This is a genomic window from Paenibacillus sp. P36, from assembly GCF_045866505.1.
In the GTDB taxonomy this organism is placed as follows: Bacteria; Bacillota; Bacilli; order Paenibacillales; family NBRC-103111; genus Paenibacillus_E; species Paenibacillus_E chondroitinus.
The window spans coordinates 381,786-399,954 of the sequence record NZ_AP038372.1 but is presented as its reverse complement, the minus strand read 5'-3'; the positions used below and the strand labels follow the sequence as shown (position 1 = coordinate 399,954).

Genomic DNA, 18,169 nt, shown 5'->3' with positions numbered 1-18,169 from the left:
ACCGCAGAACTTCCGAGCGTTGACCACACTTTCATGCTGAAAAACAACGTTTCAGCGAAAATCACCGCGCGATTAAGCTCCCCGCCGCCGCAGCTCATCTTGCTTTACAACACTAACGCTGCACCTCCGGCTGCTTCCCCCCATCATCACGCGCAAAAAACCAATGATTAAACACAAGGGATAGCTGCAGAGTCGCCCATATGCTAATGAACGTCCAATACCAACTCCAAGTATGATATTTGATCACCTGGGTATGCGCTTCAAGGATAACCTCAATCACCGTGATCGCCGTCGGAAAGGCCAGCACGAAGAGAAAGCGAGCCAACCCCTTTTTCACCTTCGGATAGTAAATATTCAAATAAACGGCAATGATCGGATAGCCGATAAATTCAAACGTCAAACTCGAGTAATTGCGCTGAAGCTCTCTAACCGGATATTCCAGCCATTTGTGTTCCACAACGATAAGGCCCAGAATCCAGCTTAAAAATTGCTGAAATAGAAACGCAACATGCGCTTTACGACGGTCGCTTTTGGGCACAAGGAGCATTCCAATGGCAGAGATCACCCACACGGCTAAGATAATGAAATAGTCTACCTTAACATTCATAACCGTCGTTCTACCCTTCCTTCTGTATCTTCCTTTGATAAAACCACTCCACATACGTTCTTACCGCATTTAAGACCAGCCATAAGAGAACCGTATGAAGGACGATATTGAAATGCACATATTTCAGAATTTCTGTAAAACTGGAAACCAAAGTTAAATAGATCGCCAAGCACAAAACAACGCGAAGATGATAAAAAAACTTGATTACACCCGAGTTCCGGTTTGGATAATAAAGTGCAAACAGCGTTGAGACCATTGGGAAAAAGATGTAGTTATTAGTGAAATTACTCCCCGAGGCAGCAGGAAATTCACGAATCGGATTGGCAATGGCCTGCCATTCGACTAACAGCAAGCTCATGATCCAAGCGACCATTTGCGTTGATAAGAATAACAGAACGGCTTCCCGAGTCCGATGTTTGGGTATCTTAATCGGTATGATAATGATGCAAACGATCCAAATGGCGATCAAAATTACCCGTTCCACTGTCATGGTACTCAGCCTTTCTGCATGAAATCTCCTATTTCCCAATATGCCCGAATTGCTTCCATTTAACCCTGAGACAAGGAGGAACGACTTCGCCGTCCTTTTAGAAAAAACTCGTTTGTCCTACAGCTCTTCGGAAACTTTTTCTACAGCTTGCAGCGGAGCGTCGTCGTTGTTGTCACGCACTGTTTTTTGAAGCACGAAGGAAGACATCGTAAGAAATAAGGCCGTAACCGCGTAATACCCTTTTACAGAAAGCAGTTGTTCGAGATTAATGATGCCGATGAACATGCCGAGCAGCGCAAGAGCGAAAGAGCTCCAGGCCAAGAAGGTGAAAGCCGATGTGTTGCGTTTCCGGGAATCATAGCTGTCTTCCAAATTATCGCGAATAACCTTCTGCAGAACGAACGCCGACATCGTCAGGAATAAAGCGCAGACGGCAAAATAACCTTTTACACTTAGTGATTCCTCTAACGTATATATTCCGATAAACATGGCCAGAAAAGCGCCGATAAAAGATGCCCATGCCATAAATGTAAATGCCGTTGTATTCCGTTTGCGAGTATTGAGTATCATCTCTGAAATCCTCCTGTGGCTGCTGCTGCAGCCGTTTAGTATCTTGCTCTTGATACTTAGTATAGGAGAATGGAGACATCCCAAAAAGTACTATTTACCAATAGTACCCATCAATCGCAAACAGCCACACCCAACGCCATATGTTCCCAAAACATCGTCTGGATGTACTTCGCCTCCTCTTTGGTACAGTTGACAAGAACGACCACTTCGGTCTTTTTTCCCGGCGCTGGATGTTTCACTCCTTTCTTCTTTTTATGCAAAATATCAATAATCACCCCGATCGTGAACCCCGCTGCTGCGCCAATAAGCCCCCAAAGAATCGCTCCTCCTTTTAACACAAAACCATAGGTGGAGCCTATAACCGTGAAGGCTGTTGCCAAGGCTGCGCCCGCATCAAATAAACTAATGCCGTCCGATCCATGGATGCTGTCGAACATTCCCGGCTTGCCAGGTCTCTCCTGCAGCGGGACCGCATAGATATTTTCCTTAAGAATACCCGCTTCTTCAACAGCCGTTATCGCCAGCTCCAAATAAATGGAATGTTCAAATGATGCTATGACATGCATGGTATCCTCCTTATTTTCGAAGCGGTGATTTAGGAAATGAAAACTGTGAGGGTTGGTAGCTGGTTTTTAACATCACAGCCTGTTCATGATCAAATAGCTTGTTATATTCGACCGTATTGACGTAAGCATCATAAACAGCAAACCCATAAATGGACGGCAGAAATAGAATCCAGTGCATATGTAGAACGCTGCTCGCTCTAGATAGGTCCCAATACAAGAGATAATGAATTCCTTCAAGTAAATGGGACCAATAGGATACAAGGATCCAGTTCCCAAGAACAAAGAAGGCATTAATAATACGTTGGGTATAGAGCTGCCCCATTCCCGGCATCAGCAGCGACCAGACAACGGCCAGCCAAGGGGAGCGTTTATCTAAGTAGTTTATTTCCATGCCAGACATTTTGAAGGGTTCAATCGGCGCGTTTTCCCGCCTGGCAAGCAAATAGTGATGATTCATATCCACAGCGGTGCGATAGCTGTCATAGATGGAAAATAAATAAACAGGAGCATATAGAGACATCCAGCGAATGTTTAACACCTCATTGGCTCTCTCGAATTGCCCCGTAAAGGTATACACAATAGCTTCGTTCAAATGCATTTGGCTATTAATCAGCATCTCCCAACCAATCAGCATGAAGCCGCGAAAGTACTTGGATAGCAGCAAATGTCCGAAGCCCGGGAAAGCCGCAGACCACCAAGCAATGATATAGGGATTCCGCAAATGCAGCTGGGTAATGCCTAATAAACTGACGAAAGCGATTTGACGGCGGGGTTTCTGTGGCATGTGCAGCATCCTTATGAAGAATAAGTTTCCAGTTATTCTATTATCTTCGCTGGTGTGTAAGATATGCATGCCTTTTCGACAATTGTTTGTGTGTAGACATACACCCACTCGCCCGATTTGGAATATGGTAAAGAAAAAAGTAGGCTCGGATCCGGTTCCTTGCTTACGTAAGAAAGTGAGGAATCCCCATGCAAATCCACGTTGTCCAAAGAGGACAGACGTTATATCGCATTTCGCAAACATACGGTGTGTCCGTGGATACGATTGCAGCAGCCAATGAGATGACGCCCAGCCAATCACTGGTCATCGGACAGGCATTGGTCATTCCAATCGTAGGCTCGTACTATTGGGTACAGCCCGGCGAAAGCCTCTATTCGATTGTTCATAAGCTCGGTCTTGACCTCCACGAACTTGCATCTATCAATGGACTCACCCTGTACCAGCCTTTACCCGTCGGCTTCCGATTATATATCCCGCCAGCTCCCCGCACACAAGCGGAAGTAAATGCCTACTTGGAAGCAAGGGGGAACGAAGTGTCACCAGCCCTGACTCAAGCCGCCAGGGAAGCAGTTCCACACCTTACTTACTTAGCCCCTTTCTCCTTCCGCATTCAGCGGGATGGGACTTTGCAGCCTCCTCCTCTCGACGATCTCGGCGGCATCGCCTCGCAGCATGGGGCCACCCTGATGATGGTTGTGACCAACCTGGAGAAGGATCAGTTCAGTGCGGAGCTTGGGCATGTGATTCTCACGGACGAAACCGTTCAGAACCGCTTGCTCCAAACGATTCTATCCACGGCCAAGGAGCTTGGCTTCAAAGATATTCACTTCGATATAGAGCATCTATATCCGAATGATCGCGATGCCTACAACCGCTTCCTGCGGAAGGCGGCCGATCTGATCCATCAGCAAGGCTACCTGATGTCGACGGCGCTCGCGCCCAAAACAAGCGCCACCCAAGCGGGCGAGTGGTACTCCGCTCACGACTATAGAGCGCATGGTCAAATCGCCGACTTTGTTATCATTATGACGTACGAATGGGGCTATAGCGGCGGTCCCCCTATGGCGGTCTCCCCCATCGGTCCTGTGCGCAAAGTACTCGAGTATGCCATAAGTGAAATGCCGGCATCCAAAGTGATGATGGGCCAGAATCTGTACGGCTATGACTGGACGCTGCCTTTCGTGAAAGGCGGTCCGTTCGCCAAAGCCGTCTCCCCGCAAGCTGCGATCGATTTGGCCCGCAAATACAATGCGCAGATTTTATACGATTACTCAGCGCAGGCTCCTCACTTCAACTATTGGGATGATGCCGGCAAAGAGCATACGGTCTGGTTTGAGGATGCCCGCTCTATACAGGCAAAGTTCCGTTTGCTGAAAGAACTGGGCTTACGTGGTATCAGTTATTGGAAGCTGGGCCTTAGATTCCCTCAAAACTGGCTGCTCCTGGAGGAAAATTTCAAAGTCGTCAAACGTGCCTAAACACATATGAAAAAAGGATAGAGTGCCAGAAGACTACTGGCGGCTCTATCCTTTAATCATTTATACACGGAAACGGTCAACTGCTTCCCGAAGCTGTCCTGCCATGTCGGACAACGTCCTGGAGGAGGTGGAGATCTCCTCCATCATGGCGAGTTGCTCTTCATTGGCTGCCGCTGAATCCTGGCTCGCAGCCGCTCCTATGTTCGCAGACTCCGTAACGCGCTCCATATGCGTAACGACTTCGTCGCTGCGGGTCGTGACTTGGGCGATCGCTGCACTCACATCCTCCACTTTCATTAGGACCCCGCCAAAAGCTTGCTTCATCGACAGCAGTGAGTCGTTCACTTGTTGTGAAGCGATCACGCCATCTTCCGTCAGCTTCATCCCTTGAAACATCGCCGTATCCACATCCCCAGCCTTGTCTTCAATCTCACGAAGAAGGCTTGCAATCTGTTTCGCCGCATCATTCGTTTGTCCAGACAGCTTCTGCACCTCTCCCGCTACAATGCTGAAACCTTTGCCCGCCTCCCCTGCTCTGGCGGCCTCGATTGAAGCATTCAATGCCAGCATATTGGTTTGCTTCGCAATTTCCGTAATGACGCGAATGATGGAACCTATTTGGCCACAGCTGTCACGCAGTTCGTTCGCAATCGTCCCTGCCGCCGAAACTTTGTCAGAAACGAGCCCAATCCGCTCCCGCATTCTCCCTACAGCCTCCATTCCGGCTAATGACACATCTGCTGCCGATTCGGCCAACTGCGCCATATGACGGCTGTCTGCGCTAATAGCAGCCATTTCCTCCTTCACAACTTGGATGGTAAATAACGTCTCTGTGACAATAGCCACTTGCTCCTGAATACCTTGCGACAAGGAGTCTGTTGAAACAGCGATCGTTTCCGCAGCCAATTTGCTTTGCTCCGCATGGCTGGCGAACTGTTCGGCCTGCTGGGTGAGGACCTGCGCGCCTTGCTGAACATTCCCGATAAACGCCCGCAGGCTGATTAACATGGATTGGAACGAGCGCTGCAAATTGCCAACCTCATCCTTCGAAACAGCCCCGTCAACGGACAGAGAAAGGTTCCCCGCCTCCGCTTCGGCCATGAGCCCCTGCATAACATGCAGCGGTCTGACAATGAGCGCTGATAACCATCTTCCTATCACATAAAAGATGCCGATCGCACAAACCGAGGATATGATCAATGTCCAGATCAGATGTCGGTACTGCTGGTTGCGCTCTTTGTTTATCGTCTCCGATGTTTCCAAACGGTCGTTCAGCAACCTCTCCACATAACCGTGGATATCATCCATCGTGCCTTTGATGTGTGTTTTATAGTACTGATATGCCTCTTGGGTCTGCCCCGACTCCGACAGAGACTCCACTTTTCGCTGATTTTCCTCGTAAGAGATTAACGCCTCTTTTAACTTGGATATCCATAAAGTCCCTACAGGCTCTCCTTCTAGAGATACTTCGTAATCTTTCAATAATTGATTGGTTTTGACACGCGTCTTGCTGATCTCATTATCTAGTACATCCTTGTAGTGGTTATCCGGTGTTAAGACATGCTCCAGGAGCCTGTCGTTTATCGTATGTACGTTACTCTCCACTTCATTGATCCAAGTTGTTGGCAAATAATCGCTTTGGTACATTCTTTCCGCTTTCTTGTTGATTTCACTGAGAAAAAAGAAGCTCGTCACCGTCAGAACGATGAGGAAAACGACAGCCAACACATTCAACGCCAATATTTTCATGCTAATTTTCAAGTTCCCAACGATGCTTATAAATCTGATCTTCTTCATTTTCTCATCTCCCCTGAGTAATCTGCTTTTAAATATACAGGTCATTCAAAAAGTAGACAATAAACACAACTAATTTTTATTTATTTTATTTTTATTAATTGTTTTAAGTTGTTTTATGAAGAAGTGGAACTTTTTTTATCATCCCAAGGTTAAAATTCGGTAGATATTGTGACAGCTATTCATTTCGAGTCCTGATTATCCGATACTAATTAGGTTCCCAGTTTTTCATTCATAACTTAATTACGGAACGATATCGGAGGGATTATTAACGTGAGGTTTAGACACAGCAAGTGGTTATCCTTGGTATTCATTTTCATTTTAGCCAGTCAATCTTTAATCGAAGGAAACGCCTTTGCCGCTGATGAGATTTCCAAACTCGTCCTGAACAAGAATGAGCTTGCTTTGCAAGTTGGGGATACTGCGAATCTAACAGCAACCGCTATTTTCGTAAGTGGATCTACCGAGAATGCAACGGTCAAAACGGATTGGAATTCCGGTACGACAGACGTTGCTTCCGTTTATGCAGGTGTAGTGACAGCCAAAAAAGAAGGAAAAGCTGTGATTACCGCTACATATATGGGTAAAACCGAAATCGTGAATGTCACTGTAAGCAAAAAAGTAAAATCGTTAACGACAGACAAACGCTCTCTCGAGCTGCGTCTGAATGGCACAGATCAACTATTAATTACCGCTTATTACGATGACGGCACAGCCGAGGATGTGACGAGTAAAGCAGACTACACAGTAGATACAAGCTCCATCGTTACTGTTACCAATGGTTTGGTCAAAGGACAAAATCCAGGCAGCGCAACCGTAACGGTCAAATATATGAATCAATCCCTGACGGTACCTGTTGATGTTGAGGTTGTCCGCCGTATTGACGCGGAGAGCTCAACCGTTTCCTTGCTTTTGAACGGAACAGCTGACATTAAAATAATGGCAACTTATCCAAACGGCGATATGGCCGACGTTTCAGAGAAAGTGGTTTGGACGACAGATAAACCTAATGTCGCCGACGCTATCAAAGGTAAAGTTACAGGCTACAGCGTGGGCACAGCCAACCTGACGGCAACTTACGGCACCAAATCTACGACAATTACGGTTGACGTGGATAGCACGCTCAAACTCGAATTAGATAAACAGAATTTGCTTCTGAAGAAAGATACTACTGGCGTATTGAAATTAACCGCTACGTATGCCGACGGCAAAACGGAAGATATCACAGATCGCGCCGAGTGGGCGTCCAGTGATGCGGATATCGTTCAAGTTTCAAAAGGTAAGCTCTCTGCAATCGCGATTGGCGAAGCGAAGATTTACGCGAAATACGGAGATAAAGCTGTTGTAGCCAATGTAGACGTGGAAGTTCCGCGCCGCTTGGTTGTAGATACCGATCTTGTTTCCTTACAGACAGGACAAGAGCAGCTTCTGGTCCTTCACGCTACCTATGCCGATGGCACAAGCTCAGTCGTTACGGATAGCGCTGACTGGAGCGTAGATGATGAGAATGTAGCTTTCGTTATCAAAGGAAAAGTCACAACTTACAAACCTGGTGTCGCTACAATAACTGCGCAATATGGCGGCAAAACAACAACTACGAAAGTGGAAGTTGATATCCCTACAATTATCAAACCAAGCAAAAAAACCGTTAATCTACAAATCGGCGGTTCCGATAAAGTCACTTTGATGGCCTCTTTCAAGGACGGCCGCGAGGTGGATGTCACGAACAAAGCCGAGTGGACAACCAGCTCCAAGGACATTGCGGAAGCACAGAATGGCGAAATCTTCGGTCTTGCTACAGGCGCAGCGACCATTACGGCGAAATATGGAACGCGCACAGCAGTCATTCAAGTGTCTGTTGGTGTTCTGAAGAGCCTTACGGTCAGCCAAGAGAAGCTGATTATGAAAAAAGGCGACACAGTGAACTTGAAAGCCGAAGCGCTTTACACGGATGAAACGAAAAAAGATGTTACTTCCGACGTGATCTGGACAAGCAGCAATGCGAAAACCGCGACCGTTGACGGCGGAGTCGTGAAAGCTATAGCTTCTGGGGAAGCTACATTGACTGCTCAACTAGACAGCAAAACAGTTACAATCCCGGTTCAAATCGATATGGCAAGTGATCTAACGGCGAATGTACCTAATCTGGTTTTTGACATGAATGAAACACGCACGATTGTTCTGACGGCTACCGATTCCTCAGGCGCATCGCGTACAGTTACCAATGATGCAGAGTGGAAAACAAGCAATAACGCAATTGTATCGGTATCCAAAGGGGTTGTAACTCCGGTATCACGAGGGAAAGCAACCATTACGGCAACTTACGGCGGCAAAAGCGTTTCGATTCCGGTCGAAATCGGCGTAGTAGCAGGACTCACGGCAGACAAGACTTTCATCGTCACAAAACGAGGCGATCAAGTCCAAATTAAATTGACAGCAACGCTGTCGAACGGCACAACGAAAGATGTCACAGAATCGGCGACATGGAAAGTTAGCGCCTATAAGCTGGGTACCGTGACAAATGGACTTTTCACACCTACAGCTTCTGGTAAAACAACGATCACCGGGTCCTTCGGTGGCAAAATGGTTGCGATTCCTGTGGAAATCGACTCCTTGAAATATTTGAAAACCGATGTGGTCAAAGTTGAGCTCAAAGAAGGCGGCACAGCCAACATTAACGCTCTAGCCACATACACGGACGGATCTGAAGAAGATGTAACGAAACCAGCTTTGTGGACATCCTCGAATATCATGATCGCAGATGTGAAAGACGGCATCATCAAAGCAACCGGCAAAGGAACAGCAAGAATTACGGTGACGTATTCCAACATGAGAACAACAGTTCAAGTGACGGTTACTAAATAGTACCAAGGCTATCCTCAAGTAGATGTTTCTACTTCTGGGTAGCCTTTTTTTTGCGTCATAACACTCGCTTGCCTTCCATATTTTGTACTATACTAAATAGGTATTTATTTGTTCATGAGAGGATTGATGTTATGTTTGGTAAAGTAGCAGCTGATATTCTGGGGTTAAGTGATGTAGGTTCCGTGATCAAGCCTGAAAATTACGATAAGGTCGATGCTGATGATTACGTTATGCATGAGGATAACGAGAAAATTTTCTTTTTGATTAAATCCAAATCAGATGAATACTGCTTCACGAACCAAGCTTTAATTCATCTCGACGGCACGAGCGCCATAAGCAAGAAACGGGTGCTGAACCGCTACCCTTACAGCAAATATGCCCTCTCCCAAGTATCTTTCGAAACAGCAGGTACGGTCGATCTCGATGTGGAGATCAAATTCGTGTTGGGTTCTGTCCATTTCTCGATTGATGTTCACAAAAAGCATGTTGAAGAACTGAAGGACTTGTATAAAGCTCTTTTTAAAATTTCCGAAATCACACAGGAAAATGAGCACTTCCTGGAATACGCGAAGCAAAGTATCGAGCTGGCTTCCGCCACATTAAACCGTACGACGAAAACCGAGGGACAGAAGCTCTCTGAGGAATTCAAGCAGGTGAATCAAGGCGCTTTCGACTGGCTCGTGAGCACGCATAAGCAGTACAAAGTGAAGGATTTCGGCTTCGTTTTTGAGAAATTCATTAATCAATAAGTTTGTCATCAATTATTAAATACATAAGTTTTCAGGCATTGGGGAAGCTAATCCTACCTGCATTTACAGGCCACTATTTAAGAAGTGCTTGGAGGTATGGAACATGTTTCCCCGATTTATGAAACTGGCTTTGATTTCATTTCTGTGTATTACCGTCCTGCTTGGGGCTCATCATTATCGCAAGCATCCTCATAATCAGCAAATGATCTCATCTGCTGAAAGCTGGGAGGCGGCCAAGCAAGGTTCGCCCACTTTTTATCAGACCAATCCATTCGGTATGCCTGGGGCAGAGGCAAGACTGCATATGACAACGGATATGAAGCAGCATGCCGCGGCATATGGACTTACACCGCCAACCTCGATGAAAGCTTTAATGGTTCCTACGCAGGACAAAGCAAATAAGGGCTGGGGCGGATGGAGCTATATCGGCCTGTTGGGACTGTTGGGGCTGCTCGGTATCCGAAGCCGTTCGGAGTCTTCTTATTCGGAATAAGCCATTCTAGGAGCACTGTTCCCGGTTTCGGGAGGCAGGCTCTTTTTCATTTGCGAACACTTTGAGGACAAATGTTTATTGGTTGGACATTTGTCCGCGACTGATATAAACTAGAGATAGTCTACGATCGAAAGGAGTCATTTCATGGATCGTGAACAGCAAATTTTAGCGCTCATTCGTCAAAATCCATTCATCTCTCAGCATGAAATGGCCAGCATCATCGGCATTTCCCGATCCGCTGTCGCCGGCTACATCGCGGCCCTGACTAAGAAAGGGACGATCCGCGGGCGTGCATACGTGACCTCAGATGAGAATACGGTCATGTGTATCGGCGGTGCGAACCTAGACAGCAAAGCGACTAGCAAGCAAGCCATCCGTCTGGCCTCTTCGAATCCAGTCACGGTGACGGAGTCCTGCGGCGGCGTTGCGCGCAATATCGCGGAGACGCTGGCGGGACTAGCTTGCCAGACGGCGTTGCTCACGGTTGTTGGCGATGATAAGGCCGGCCAATGGGTGTTAGAAGAAACGCGAAAGCGCGGTGTTGATGTCAGTCAAGCCATCGTACTCCAAGGTGAGAACACCGGAACGTACACGGCGTTGCTCGACGCGACAGGCGAGATGTTTCTCGCTTTTGCCAATATGGATATCTACGATAAATGTACACCTGCTTTGCTGCGGGACAAATGGCCGCATGTGGCTTCAGCCAAGCTCATCATTGCGGATACGAATTTGCCCGCCGAGACGCTCGCCGAGCTGATTGATCGATGCAAAGAAGAAAACCTGCCGCTATTTATCGATCCCGTGTCTTCGGAAAAGGCCAAAAAGCTCCCGCAAGATTTGCACGGCGTAACGGCTATTTTCCCTAACTGGGAAGAGGCTTGTCAGCTGGCAGGTATCGCTCCCAGCAGCGGCAGCAACAACAGCGATTACAGCACGATTGCAGGAGCGATCCGCGCTCGCGGCGTCCGCCATGTCTTTATTACGCTCGGCAGTCAAGGCGTCATATATGCTGGCGAGGAAGGCGAGCGGCACTTCCCCCCTATTCCCACCAAGGTTGTGGAGGTCACGGGTGCAGGTGATGCTTTTGTCGCCGGTATTGCTTACGGGGTCATGCGGCAATCCACCTATATGGAATCGTGTATGTATGGACTTACTGCTTCACATATTACGCTTCAAACCGACCAATCTGTCGCGAGCGAGCTGACAGAAGAACGACTGCAACAAACTCTACTTCACTTGACCAAAGGAGACGAATCCCAATGATGAATACAACTTACCTAACGTTTACTGATGAAGTGAAAGACGCTTTGGCGAATAATAAACCTGTTGTTGCCTTAGAAACTACGATTATTTCTCACGGGATGCCTTACCCGCAAAACATAGAAATGGCCAAAAAGGTCGAACAAATCATCCGCGATAACGGTGCCGTTCCGGCTACGATTGGCATCATGGACGGTAAAATCAAAATCGGCTTGAACGAGCAGGAGCTCGAAGCTTTCGCGACGAACCCTCACGTGGAAAAAGTCAGCCGCCGCGACTTCCCTTACATCCTCTCGTCGGGCCAAATCGGCGCGACAACTGTCGCAGCCACAATGATCGGTGCTGCGCTTGCGGGCATCGAAGTGTTCGCTACCGGCGGCATTGGCGGCGTACACCGCGAAGGCGAAGTGACGATGGACGTCTCCGCCGATTTGACTGAACTGGCACAGACGAACGTTGCCGTTGTCTGCGCAGGCGTGAAGTCCATTCTTGATATTGGGCGCACGCTCGAATATTTGGAAACCCACGGTGTTCCCGTGGTTGGCTACAAAACGAGCGAGTTCCCGTCCTTCTACGCCCGCGAAAGCGGCTACGGCGTAGACTTCCGCCTCGATGAGGCAGCCGACGTTGCGGCCATGCTCCGCACGAAGTGGGAGCTCGGCCTTGCCGGCGGCGCCATCATCGCCAACCCGGTCCCTGCGGAATCCGCCATGGACCATGTTGAGATCGAAAGCTTCATCCAGCAGGCGCTTGCTGAAGCCAAAGATCAGAACGTGACCGGCAAGAAGGTCACGCCTTTCCTGCTAGCGCGCATCAAGCAGCTGACCGAAGGTCGCAGCCTGGAGACGAACATCGCGCTCGTGTACCACAATGCAGAAACCGCCGCGAAGGTTGCGGTTGCGCTCAAGAGCAAATAAACAAAACCCTCCATGCCCACGATCATCGTGGATATGGAGGGTTTTCTATTTGTCAGCTGAAACTACTCGCTGACCCAAAGCGTTTTTTGCGCGAACGGGGTACGCGCCGCTTTCGACGGCGGAGCCATGTCCGGGTAGCCGAGGTAGACGAAGCCGACGAGCTCCTCTTTCGCGCCGAGGCCGAAAACTTCGCGCATCTTCGCATGATAGGTCGGCGCTCCCGTCCGCCAGATCGCACCCAGACCGAGCGCGTGCGCGGTCAGGAGCATATTTTGTACGGCGGAGTGTGCAGCCGCGTACTCCTCGATCTCCGGCACAACGGCTTGTGCCGAAGGCGTAACCGCCACGGCAATGACCACCGGCGCGCGGAAGGCTTTCTTCATCTGAGCGCCTTTCAGCGCAGCCAGCTCTTCCTCCGTCAATGCCGGGTCGGCTTCAGACGCCGCGACCTCCGCGTACCCTTTTCCCAGCAGCCCACGGCCTTCGCCCGTCATAACCCAAAACCTCCACGGTTCCGTATGGCAATGGTTTGGCGCCCAAGTGCCTGCTTCCAATATCTCTTCAATCAGCGCTTTGTCAACAGAGTCCATCTTGACTTTCCCGATACTTCGGCGATTGCGGATTGCTTCTTTCAATTCCATGTTTCTCCACTCCACTCTTAAAATTACACTTCATTAATGTACCTACTCTAAGTCTATTGTTATATGTACGATCCTGCAACAGCAAACATACAGGTCACTCAAAAATAATGAAATAGATAATAAAACAATAAGAAAACCTGACGGATCGGGGAATCTCCCTCTCCACCAGGCTTGGGTATCTCGTGAGAATTTCTTTGGGAAGCTAAGCGGAACTACAGAAACTTTTTTAGCCATATTGACGTCTATGATAGAGGAAAGTGAAAAAAACAGCGGAATTTTCTTCACTTTTAGCACTCTCGTTCTTCGACTGCCAAGAATTTGACAATGACAATGGCTATCAGGCAAGCTATAGTTATAGCAACAGAACGAACAAGATTGCTTGCTAGAATCATATATTCATACCTAGGAGGTACTACATCTAAATGAAAAAATTAACGATGATTGCGACAGCTGCTATGGCTTTCTCTTTGTTAACATCTTCCGTCCTAACACACCCTGCTTCTGCAGCTGGCAAAACGAGTGCTGACTTCACTGATTTAGCCAATGTTGATGCTTCATTAAAAGCAAAAATTGATGCTATGTTAGCATCCGATATATTCGAAGGTGTGTCCGATGACACGTTCGGTATTACGCAGAATATGACTCGCGCACAATTTGCAAAAGTAGCAACGCTGATTTACGACATTCCTGTCGATCTTACTGTTAAGGTGTCCAGCTTTACTGATGTTCATGCGGACGATTCCGCTAACGGTTGGGCGATTCCTTACATCGAAGCTGCGAAAAAAGCTGGATTGATTGACGGTGTGACAGATACTACCTTCGTTCCTGGCGATTCCGTCACTGCGGGTCAGCTCGACACTTTGCTGCTTAAAGGACTAGGGAAAACCGTTTCCGTAACAGGCACACCTTGGTACGCGGACGCTGTGAAACAAGCAACGGAACTTGGCATTCACCCGACTGGAAAATCCGGTGATCAAGCTGCTAACCGCGCTGACCTTGTTACTAGCTCTTACGTAGCACAGCAAGCTTTTGACACTGATAACCAAGCACTTATTTCGATTACAAAAGTTCAAGCTTCATCCGACAATAAACAAGTTCAAGTTACACTGAACAAAAAAGTGGACGCAGCGAAAGCAACATTCACGCTTAAAAATGGTACAACAACAGTTCCTGCAACAACAACTTGGTCGACAGACGGTCTTACAGCAACGCTTGCGGTTGACACTGCGCTTGCTACGGGAGACTATACAGTAACACTTGGCGGCCTTGACGCATCTACGATTAAAACAGCTACTGGAAGCTTCAGCGTAGCAGCTCCTATTGACAATGGTAATATTACAATCGAAGATAAGTACACATTGGCAGCTGTCATCGATAGCGGTCTAACAGATTCCGCAACTGACCCGATCACGAAGGCGATTGCCGAAGATCCAACACAAAGTAAATTTGCTAAAGAAATCAAAATTCAAGTGAAAAACGCTAGCGGCGACATTGTTGCTGTTCCGGGGATTGTTCAATCCGTCTTTTCATCGAACACGGGTATTGCGAAAGTAGGTCTTACTGCTGACCATCACGCTTACGTACTCGGCAACAAAGCTGGTACAGCGGATGTCACTGTGGTTGTCAAAATCGGCAACAACGATTCCAAACAATTGCACGTACCGGTAACGGTTACGAATGATTCGATTAGTGTGAAACAAATTAAAGCCGATGAAACTTCCATCAAGAAAACGATGACGGTTAGTAACGGCGTCTACACAGCTGACATTAATCCATATACAGAAATGGATCTTACTCTAACAGATAATTTTGGTATCGAATATGAAAACAATGAGATTGCAGATTACAACTTTGGACTAGGCACACTTATTGTCGCTAAAGCGATTAAAGGTGACGGAGTCAACCCTGTAGGTACGGTAACGGTTGGCGACAATGGGCTCGTTCATGTTGAAGGAAACGTCGTAGGTTTTGAATTATCCATTGTAGCTCCATCCGGCCAACAAGCCGTAAGCTATGTAACACTAAAACGCAACTAATCACACTTTCAAAATGGGCTGCCCGAAGTAGTTTAACTACTTTGTGGCGGCCTTTTTTTGCGTTCTGCGCCTCACATGCACCAACACGCCCATTAAACATATATTGCTAATGCATGCGCAAGCTCAACTTCTTAAGGAAAAGGGGTCCGTCCCATGTACAACTACCCTGCTTATTTCTTTCATCAACAGCCTTTATATCCGCTTTCCGCGGCTGTGTCCGCTTCGCCCTATACCCGACTATCTGGCCAATATGAACACCAAGATCAGTCGTCGGAAGTTTGGACAGGTTGGGAGCAGCATTACCCCCATTTCCATACAAATACGCTCATTCCTCGTGATTATCCAACGGTTGATTCTAAAATTTTATCCAACTCAATTGCCTCTTCTCATCATCTGCTGAAGGACGCTTCGCTTCTCATTCAAAAGCTATCTGAACCCGCCATCGCTCACGAGCTAATGACACATGCCCAACAGGGAAATCAAAAAGAAGTGGATCGTATTGTCCACTCCTTCGGCGTTAAATCTGCTATTGTGACTAGTTATTCACCAAGCTCCGTGAAGTTTACGATTGACCCGCAAACCCCTGACACCCCCTGCTGTGAAGTAACCTTAGCACTCAAATGGGGGCAATAGCCAACTTCCTTTATCGGACGTCGAAAGCATGCCAAATCGGCCACGCTGTCCCCGCCCAAAATGCGAAAATAACAAGAAACAGCCAGTACATCAGATAATAAATATCTAACTTGGAGTAGCTGGATTGATAATAATAAGTGCGTTTGGTTTGTGTGGAAAAACGCTTCGCTTCCATCGCCACAGCTGTCCGATGAGCGCGGCGGATGCTTTGCGCAAGAAGCGGTATGGCATACATGCGCATCACGGTGTACCAACCTGTCAGCCAGCTGCGTCTCTGCTTCCTGCCCCGCACCTTGAGCGCGTAGCGCAGCGTCTGGAACTCCTCGAGCATAAGCGGCAGCATGCGCAATGCGGCAAGGAAGCTGTAAGCGTACTTCGGCGCGACCTTCCACTGCTGCATCAGCGCATAAAACAAGGCTACAGGACGTGTCGTCAGGCTGAACAGCAAGCCGACAGCCGCCACCTGTAAGCCGCGGAAGCCCAGATGCAGACCGCGGTAAAAGCTCTCTTCCGTGATTCGGATGAATCCGAGACGATACCACTCCGTGTCCCCGCTGCCGAACATCATCATCCCCGCCGCAGAGGAGATAAAGATGAGCAGGAACGGGGAAGCATACAGCAGCAGACGCCGCAGCGGCTGGCCTGAATAAACGAACAGCGGCACCAGCGCGCCCGCCGTTAAATACATCATCGTATTCAGATTATGCGTGAAGACAACTAGGATAAAGAGAAGCAGGGACAGGACAAGCTTCACCCCCGGATTAACCCGATGCAGCCAGGTTTCACGATACGTGAACGTTATTTGCATACCATCGGCGCTCCTTCCTCGGTGTGTGCTGCGACAGTCGCAGACTGCTCCGTCACACGACCGGCTTCAACTTGCCAAACGCGTGTGGCGCAGCTTTTGACGATCTCCTCATCGTGCGTCACCATCACGATGACGGTCCCGCCTGCGCGCAGCCGTTCCAGCTGCTCCAGCATGCGCATCGTACCGCGTGCGTCGAGCCCGAAGGTGGGCTCATCGAGCAGCAGGATACGCGGGCTGCGCACCATCGCCGAAGCTACGCTTAAGCGGCGCTTCTGGCCCATCGAGAGCTGGAACGGATGCCGCTTGCGCAGCGCGAGCAGATCGTACTGCCGCAGCAGCTCCTCCAGAGCAGCCTGCTGGGCGCCCTTCCCTCTCTCCGCCTCCGGCAGGGAGTAGAGCAGTTCCTCTTCCACCGAATTCGTCACGAATTGGAATTCGGGGTTTTGGAACACGAAGCCGACCTGCTCCGCAAGCTGCTCGATTTTGCTGCCCTTCACGCCGGCGATCCAGCAGCTGCCCTTGGTCGGGATGAGCCGCATGATGGCGAGCAGGAGCGAGCTTTTGCCCGCACCGTTGGCACCGATGATCGCTATCCAGTCACCGGGATAGACGCTCAAGTTATCCACAGAGGTCTTGATCTGTCCGCCGCGAAGCCCGGTGAAATCGCGAAAGGACATGATCGGCTGCCGGTTCTCAGCATCAGCTTCGACTTCCGCGGGCAACTTGCTCCTGTTTAAGCGTTCCATGTTGAGTTCGCTCCAAACGCCCGGATACCAAATCCCGTAGTCGGCAAGCTGCTTTTTGTACCTATCAAATACGACTTGTGGTGAGCCATCAGCCAGAATCTCTCCTTCCGGAGAGATGACAATCAGACGGTCGATAAGATCGAGAATACCGCTGATTTTATGCTCCACAATGACCAAGGTTTTGTCAGTGCTAATGGACCTGATCGTTTCCCAAACAAGCCCCGTGCCCTCCTCATCCAATAACGCTGTAGGCTCATCTAGAAAAAGCACTTCCGGCTCCAGCGCAAGGACGCTTGCAATCGCCAACCGCTGCTTCATTCCCTGCGACAGTTGGTTGATTAAGGTGTGAGCGTCTTCCAGCTGCAAACCCACCAAGCTCAGATAATGCGCGATCCGTTCCGGCATTTCCTCACGGGGGATTTGCCTATTTTCCAATACGAAAGCAATTTCCTCATCCACATATGGCATGCAAAACTGAGCGTCCGGATCTTGAAACACGTACCCCCATCGGCTTGGTGTGACAAGCTTATCCGCTTTCAGCGGAATCTCGATAATGTCGGGGACGATCCCGCTCAGTACTTGAAGCAGTGTTGATTTCCCGCAGCCGCTTGGCCCGAGCAGCAGCACTTTTTCCCCCGGCATCACCGAAAAGGAAATCCCTTGAAATAACAGGGGAACCTCGTTACCCGGATATTTTAAGCGCAGATTGGTAACCCCAATGCCCTCGCTCAT

17 protein-coding genes and 1 pseudogene are annotated in these 18,169 nt (G+C 48.7%); 8 read left to right on the top strand and 10 right to left on the bottom strand.

Annotated features, from left to right (window positions below):
* Window positions 1-112 precede the first annotated feature (112 nt).
* From ACKTT9_RS01830 to ACKTT9_RS01805, 6 genes and pseudogenes are all read right to left on the bottom strand, one after another.
* Entirely contained in the window at window positions 113-607 is a 495-nt protein-coding gene (locus ACKTT9_RS01830) for a CBO0543 family protein (RefSeq protein ID WP_407870272.1), read from the bottom strand.
* A 10-nt stretch (window positions 608-617) separates the two neighbouring features.
* A complete protein-coding gene (locus ACKTT9_RS01825; RefSeq protein WP_407870271.1) occupies window positions 618-1,097 on the bottom strand; it encodes a CBO0543 family protein in 480 nt (159 codons plus the stop codon).
* 117 nt (window positions 1,098-1,214) lie between these two features.
* On the bottom strand, window positions 1,215-1,418 hold the full coding sequence (locus ACKTT9_RS01820; RefSeq protein ID WP_407872939.1) for a YiaA/YiaB family inner membrane protein: 204 nt from the start codon (window positions 1,416-1,418) through the stop codon (window positions 1,215-1,217).
* A gap of 39 nt (window positions 1,419-1,457) precedes the next feature.
* Window positions 1,458-1,667: pseudogene (locus ACKTT9_RS01815) on the bottom strand (YiaA/YiaB family inner membrane protein); the annotation flags it as partial.
* Between the two features lie 110 nt (window positions 1,668-1,777).
* Window positions 1,778-2,233, bottom strand: coding sequence for a hypothetical protein (locus ACKTT9_RS01810; RefSeq protein WP_220138884.1), 456 nt, complete (start codon window positions 2,231-2,233; stop codon window positions 1,778-1,780).
* 10 nt (window positions 2,234-2,243) lie between these two features.
* Window positions 2,244-3,017, bottom strand: coding sequence for a hypothetical protein (locus tag ACKTT9_RS01805; RefSeq protein WP_407870270.1), 774 nt, complete (start codon window positions 3,015-3,017; stop codon window positions 2,244-2,246).
* Between the two features lie 188 nt (window positions 3,018-3,205).
* Here ACKTT9_RS01805 and ACKTT9_RS01800 point away from each other — a divergent pair, with 188 nt between their 5' ends.
* Window positions 3,206-4,495, top strand: coding sequence for a LysM peptidoglycan-binding domain-containing protein (locus tag ACKTT9_RS01800; protein WP_407870269.1), 1,290 nt, complete (start codon window positions 3,206-3,208; stop codon window positions 4,493-4,495).
* 60 nt (window positions 4,496-4,555) lie between these two features.
* Here the strand turns inward: ACKTT9_RS01800 and ACKTT9_RS01795 are convergent, their stop codons facing one another.
* Window positions 4,556-6,292 carry a methyl-accepting chemotaxis protein gene (locus tag ACKTT9_RS01795; protein WP_407870268.1) on the bottom strand — a complete coding sequence of 579 codons (1,737 nt, stop codon included), beginning with the start codon at window positions 6,290-6,292 and terminating at the stop codon, window positions 4,556-4,558.
* 270 nt (window positions 6,293-6,562) lie between these two features.
* Between ACKTT9_RS01795 and ACKTT9_RS01790 the strand changes: the two genes are divergently transcribed.
* The 5 genes from ACKTT9_RS01790 (at window position 6,563) to ACKTT9_RS01770 (ending at window position 12,573) form a co-directional block, all read left to right on the top strand.
* Window positions 6,563-9,154, top strand: a complete 2,592-nt coding sequence (locus tag ACKTT9_RS01790; protein WP_407870267.1) for an Ig domain-containing protein — start codon at window positions 6,563-6,565, stop codon at window positions 9,152-9,154.
* A gap of 131 nt (window positions 9,155-9,285) precedes the next feature.
* Window positions 9,286-9,903: a PH domain-containing protein gene (locus tag ACKTT9_RS01785; protein ID WP_407870266.1), complete on the top strand. Its 618-nt coding sequence runs from the start codon at window positions 9,286-9,288 to the stop codon at window positions 9,901-9,903.
* Window positions 9,904-10,006: 103 nt separating this feature from the next.
* On the top strand, window positions 10,007-10,396 hold the full coding sequence (locus tag ACKTT9_RS01780; RefSeq protein WP_127457053.1) for a hypothetical protein: 390 nt from the start codon (window positions 10,007-10,009) through the stop codon (window positions 10,394-10,396).
* Window positions 10,397-10,540: 144 nt separating this feature from the next.
* Complete coding sequence (locus ACKTT9_RS01775; RefSeq protein WP_407870265.1) at window positions 10,541-11,659, top strand: carbohydrate kinase; 1,119 nt, start codon at window positions 10,541-10,543, stop codon at window positions 11,657-11,659.
* Window positions 11,659-12,573, top strand: coding sequence for a pseudouridine-5'-phosphate glycosidase (locus ACKTT9_RS01770; protein WP_127457108.1), 915 nt, complete (start codon window positions 11,659-11,661; stop codon window positions 12,571-12,573). The genes ACKTT9_RS01775 and ACKTT9_RS01770 overlap by 1 nt, the downstream gene beginning before the upstream one ends.
* 62 nt (window positions 12,574-12,635) lie before the next feature.
* On the opposite strand, the gene ACKTT9_RS01765 is transcribed toward ACKTT9_RS01770, so the two are convergent.
* On the bottom strand, window positions 12,636-13,214 hold the full coding sequence (locus ACKTT9_RS01765; protein ID WP_407870264.1) for a nitroreductase: 579 nt from the start codon (window positions 13,212-13,214) through the stop codon (window positions 12,636-12,638).
* A 422-nt stretch (window positions 13,215-13,636) separates the two neighbouring features.
* Between ACKTT9_RS01765 and ACKTT9_RS01760 the strand changes: the two genes are divergently transcribed.
* The gene (locus tag ACKTT9_RS01760) at window positions 13,637-15,250 is read left to right on the top strand and encodes an S-layer homology domain-containing protein (RefSeq protein ID WP_407870263.1); all 1,614 of its coding nucleotides are present in this window, start codon (window positions 13,637-13,639) and stop codon (window positions 15,248-15,250) included.
* 153 nt (window positions 15,251-15,403) lie between these two features.
* Window positions 15,404-15,883 carry a hypothetical protein gene (locus ACKTT9_RS01755; RefSeq protein WP_407870262.1) on the top strand — a complete coding sequence of 160 codons (480 nt, stop codon included), beginning with the start codon at window positions 15,404-15,406 and terminating at the stop codon, window positions 15,881-15,883.
* Window positions 15,884-15,893: 10 nt separating this feature from the next.
* Here the strand turns inward: ACKTT9_RS01755 and ACKTT9_RS01750 are convergent, their stop codons facing one another.
* Window positions 15,894-16,691 carry an energy-coupling factor transporter transmembrane component T family protein gene (locus tag ACKTT9_RS01750; RefSeq protein ID WP_407870261.1) on the bottom strand — a complete coding sequence of 266 codons (798 nt, stop codon included), beginning with the start codon at window positions 16,689-16,691 and terminating at the stop codon, window positions 15,894-15,896.
* Complete coding sequence (locus ACKTT9_RS01745) at window positions 16,682-18,169, bottom strand: ABC transporter ATP-binding protein (protein ID WP_407872938.1); 1,488 nt, start codon at window positions 18,167-18,169, stop codon at window positions 16,682-16,684. The genes ACKTT9_RS01750 and ACKTT9_RS01745 overlap by 10 nt, the downstream gene beginning before the upstream one ends.

Bases quoted from the DNA above. Each gene is read 5' to 3' on its own strand.
- ACKTT9_RS01830 (WP_407870272.1), bottom strand. From the start codon at position 607: ATGAATGTTAAGGTAGACTATTTCATTATCTTAGCCGTGTGGGTGATC.
- ACKTT9_RS01825 (WP_407870271.1), bottom strand. From the start codon at position 1,097: ATGACAGTGGAACGGGTAATTTTGATCGCCATTTGGATCGTTTGCATC.
- ACKTT9_RS01810 (WP_220138884.1), bottom strand. From the start codon at position 2,233: ATGCATGTCATAGCATCATTTGAACATTCCATTTATTTGGAGCTGGCG.
- ACKTT9_RS01805 (WP_407870270.1), bottom strand. From the start codon at position 3,017: ATGCCACAGAAACCCCGCCGTCAAATCGCTTTCGTCAGTTTATTAGGC.
- ACKTT9_RS01800 (WP_407870269.1), top strand. From the start codon at position 3,206: ATGCAAATCCACGTTGTCCAAAGAGGACAGACGTTATATCGCATTTCG.
- ACKTT9_RS01795 (WP_407870268.1), bottom strand. From the start codon at position 6,292: ATGAAGAAGATCAGATTTATAAGCATCGTTGGGAACTTGAAAATTAGC.
- ACKTT9_RS01785 (WP_407870266.1), top strand. From the start codon at position 9,286: ATGTTTGGTAAAGTAGCAGCTGATATTCTGGGGTTAAGTGATGTAGGT.
- ACKTT9_RS01780 (WP_127457053.1), top strand. From the start codon at position 10,007: ATGTTTCCCCGATTTATGAAACTGGCTTTGATTTCATTTCTGTGTATT.
- ACKTT9_RS01775 (WP_407870265.1), top strand. From the start codon at position 10,541: ATGGATCGTGAACAGCAAATTTTAGCGCTCATTCGTCAAAATCCATTC.
- ACKTT9_RS01770 (WP_127457108.1), top strand. From the start codon at position 11,659: ATGAATACAACTTACCTAACGTTTACTGATGAAGTGAAAGACGCTTTG.
- ACKTT9_RS01765 (WP_407870264.1), bottom strand. From the start codon at position 13,214: ATGGAATTGAAAGAAGCAATCCGCAATCGCCGAAGTATCGGGAAAGTC.
- ACKTT9_RS01760 (WP_407870263.1), top strand. From the start codon at position 13,637: ATGAAAAAATTAACGATGATTGCGACAGCTGCTATGGCTTTCTCTTTG.
- ACKTT9_RS01755 (WP_407870262.1), top strand. From the start codon at position 15,404: ATGTACAACTACCCTGCTTATTTCTTTCATCAACAGCCTTTATATCCG.
- ACKTT9_RS01750 (WP_407870261.1), bottom strand. From the start codon at position 16,691: ATGCAAATAACGTTCACGTATCGTGAAACCTGGCTGCATCGGGTTAAT.
- ACKTT9_RS01745 (WP_407872938.1), bottom strand. From the start codon at position 18,169: ATGAGCGAGGGCATTGGGGTTACCAATCTGCGCTTAAAATATCCGGGT.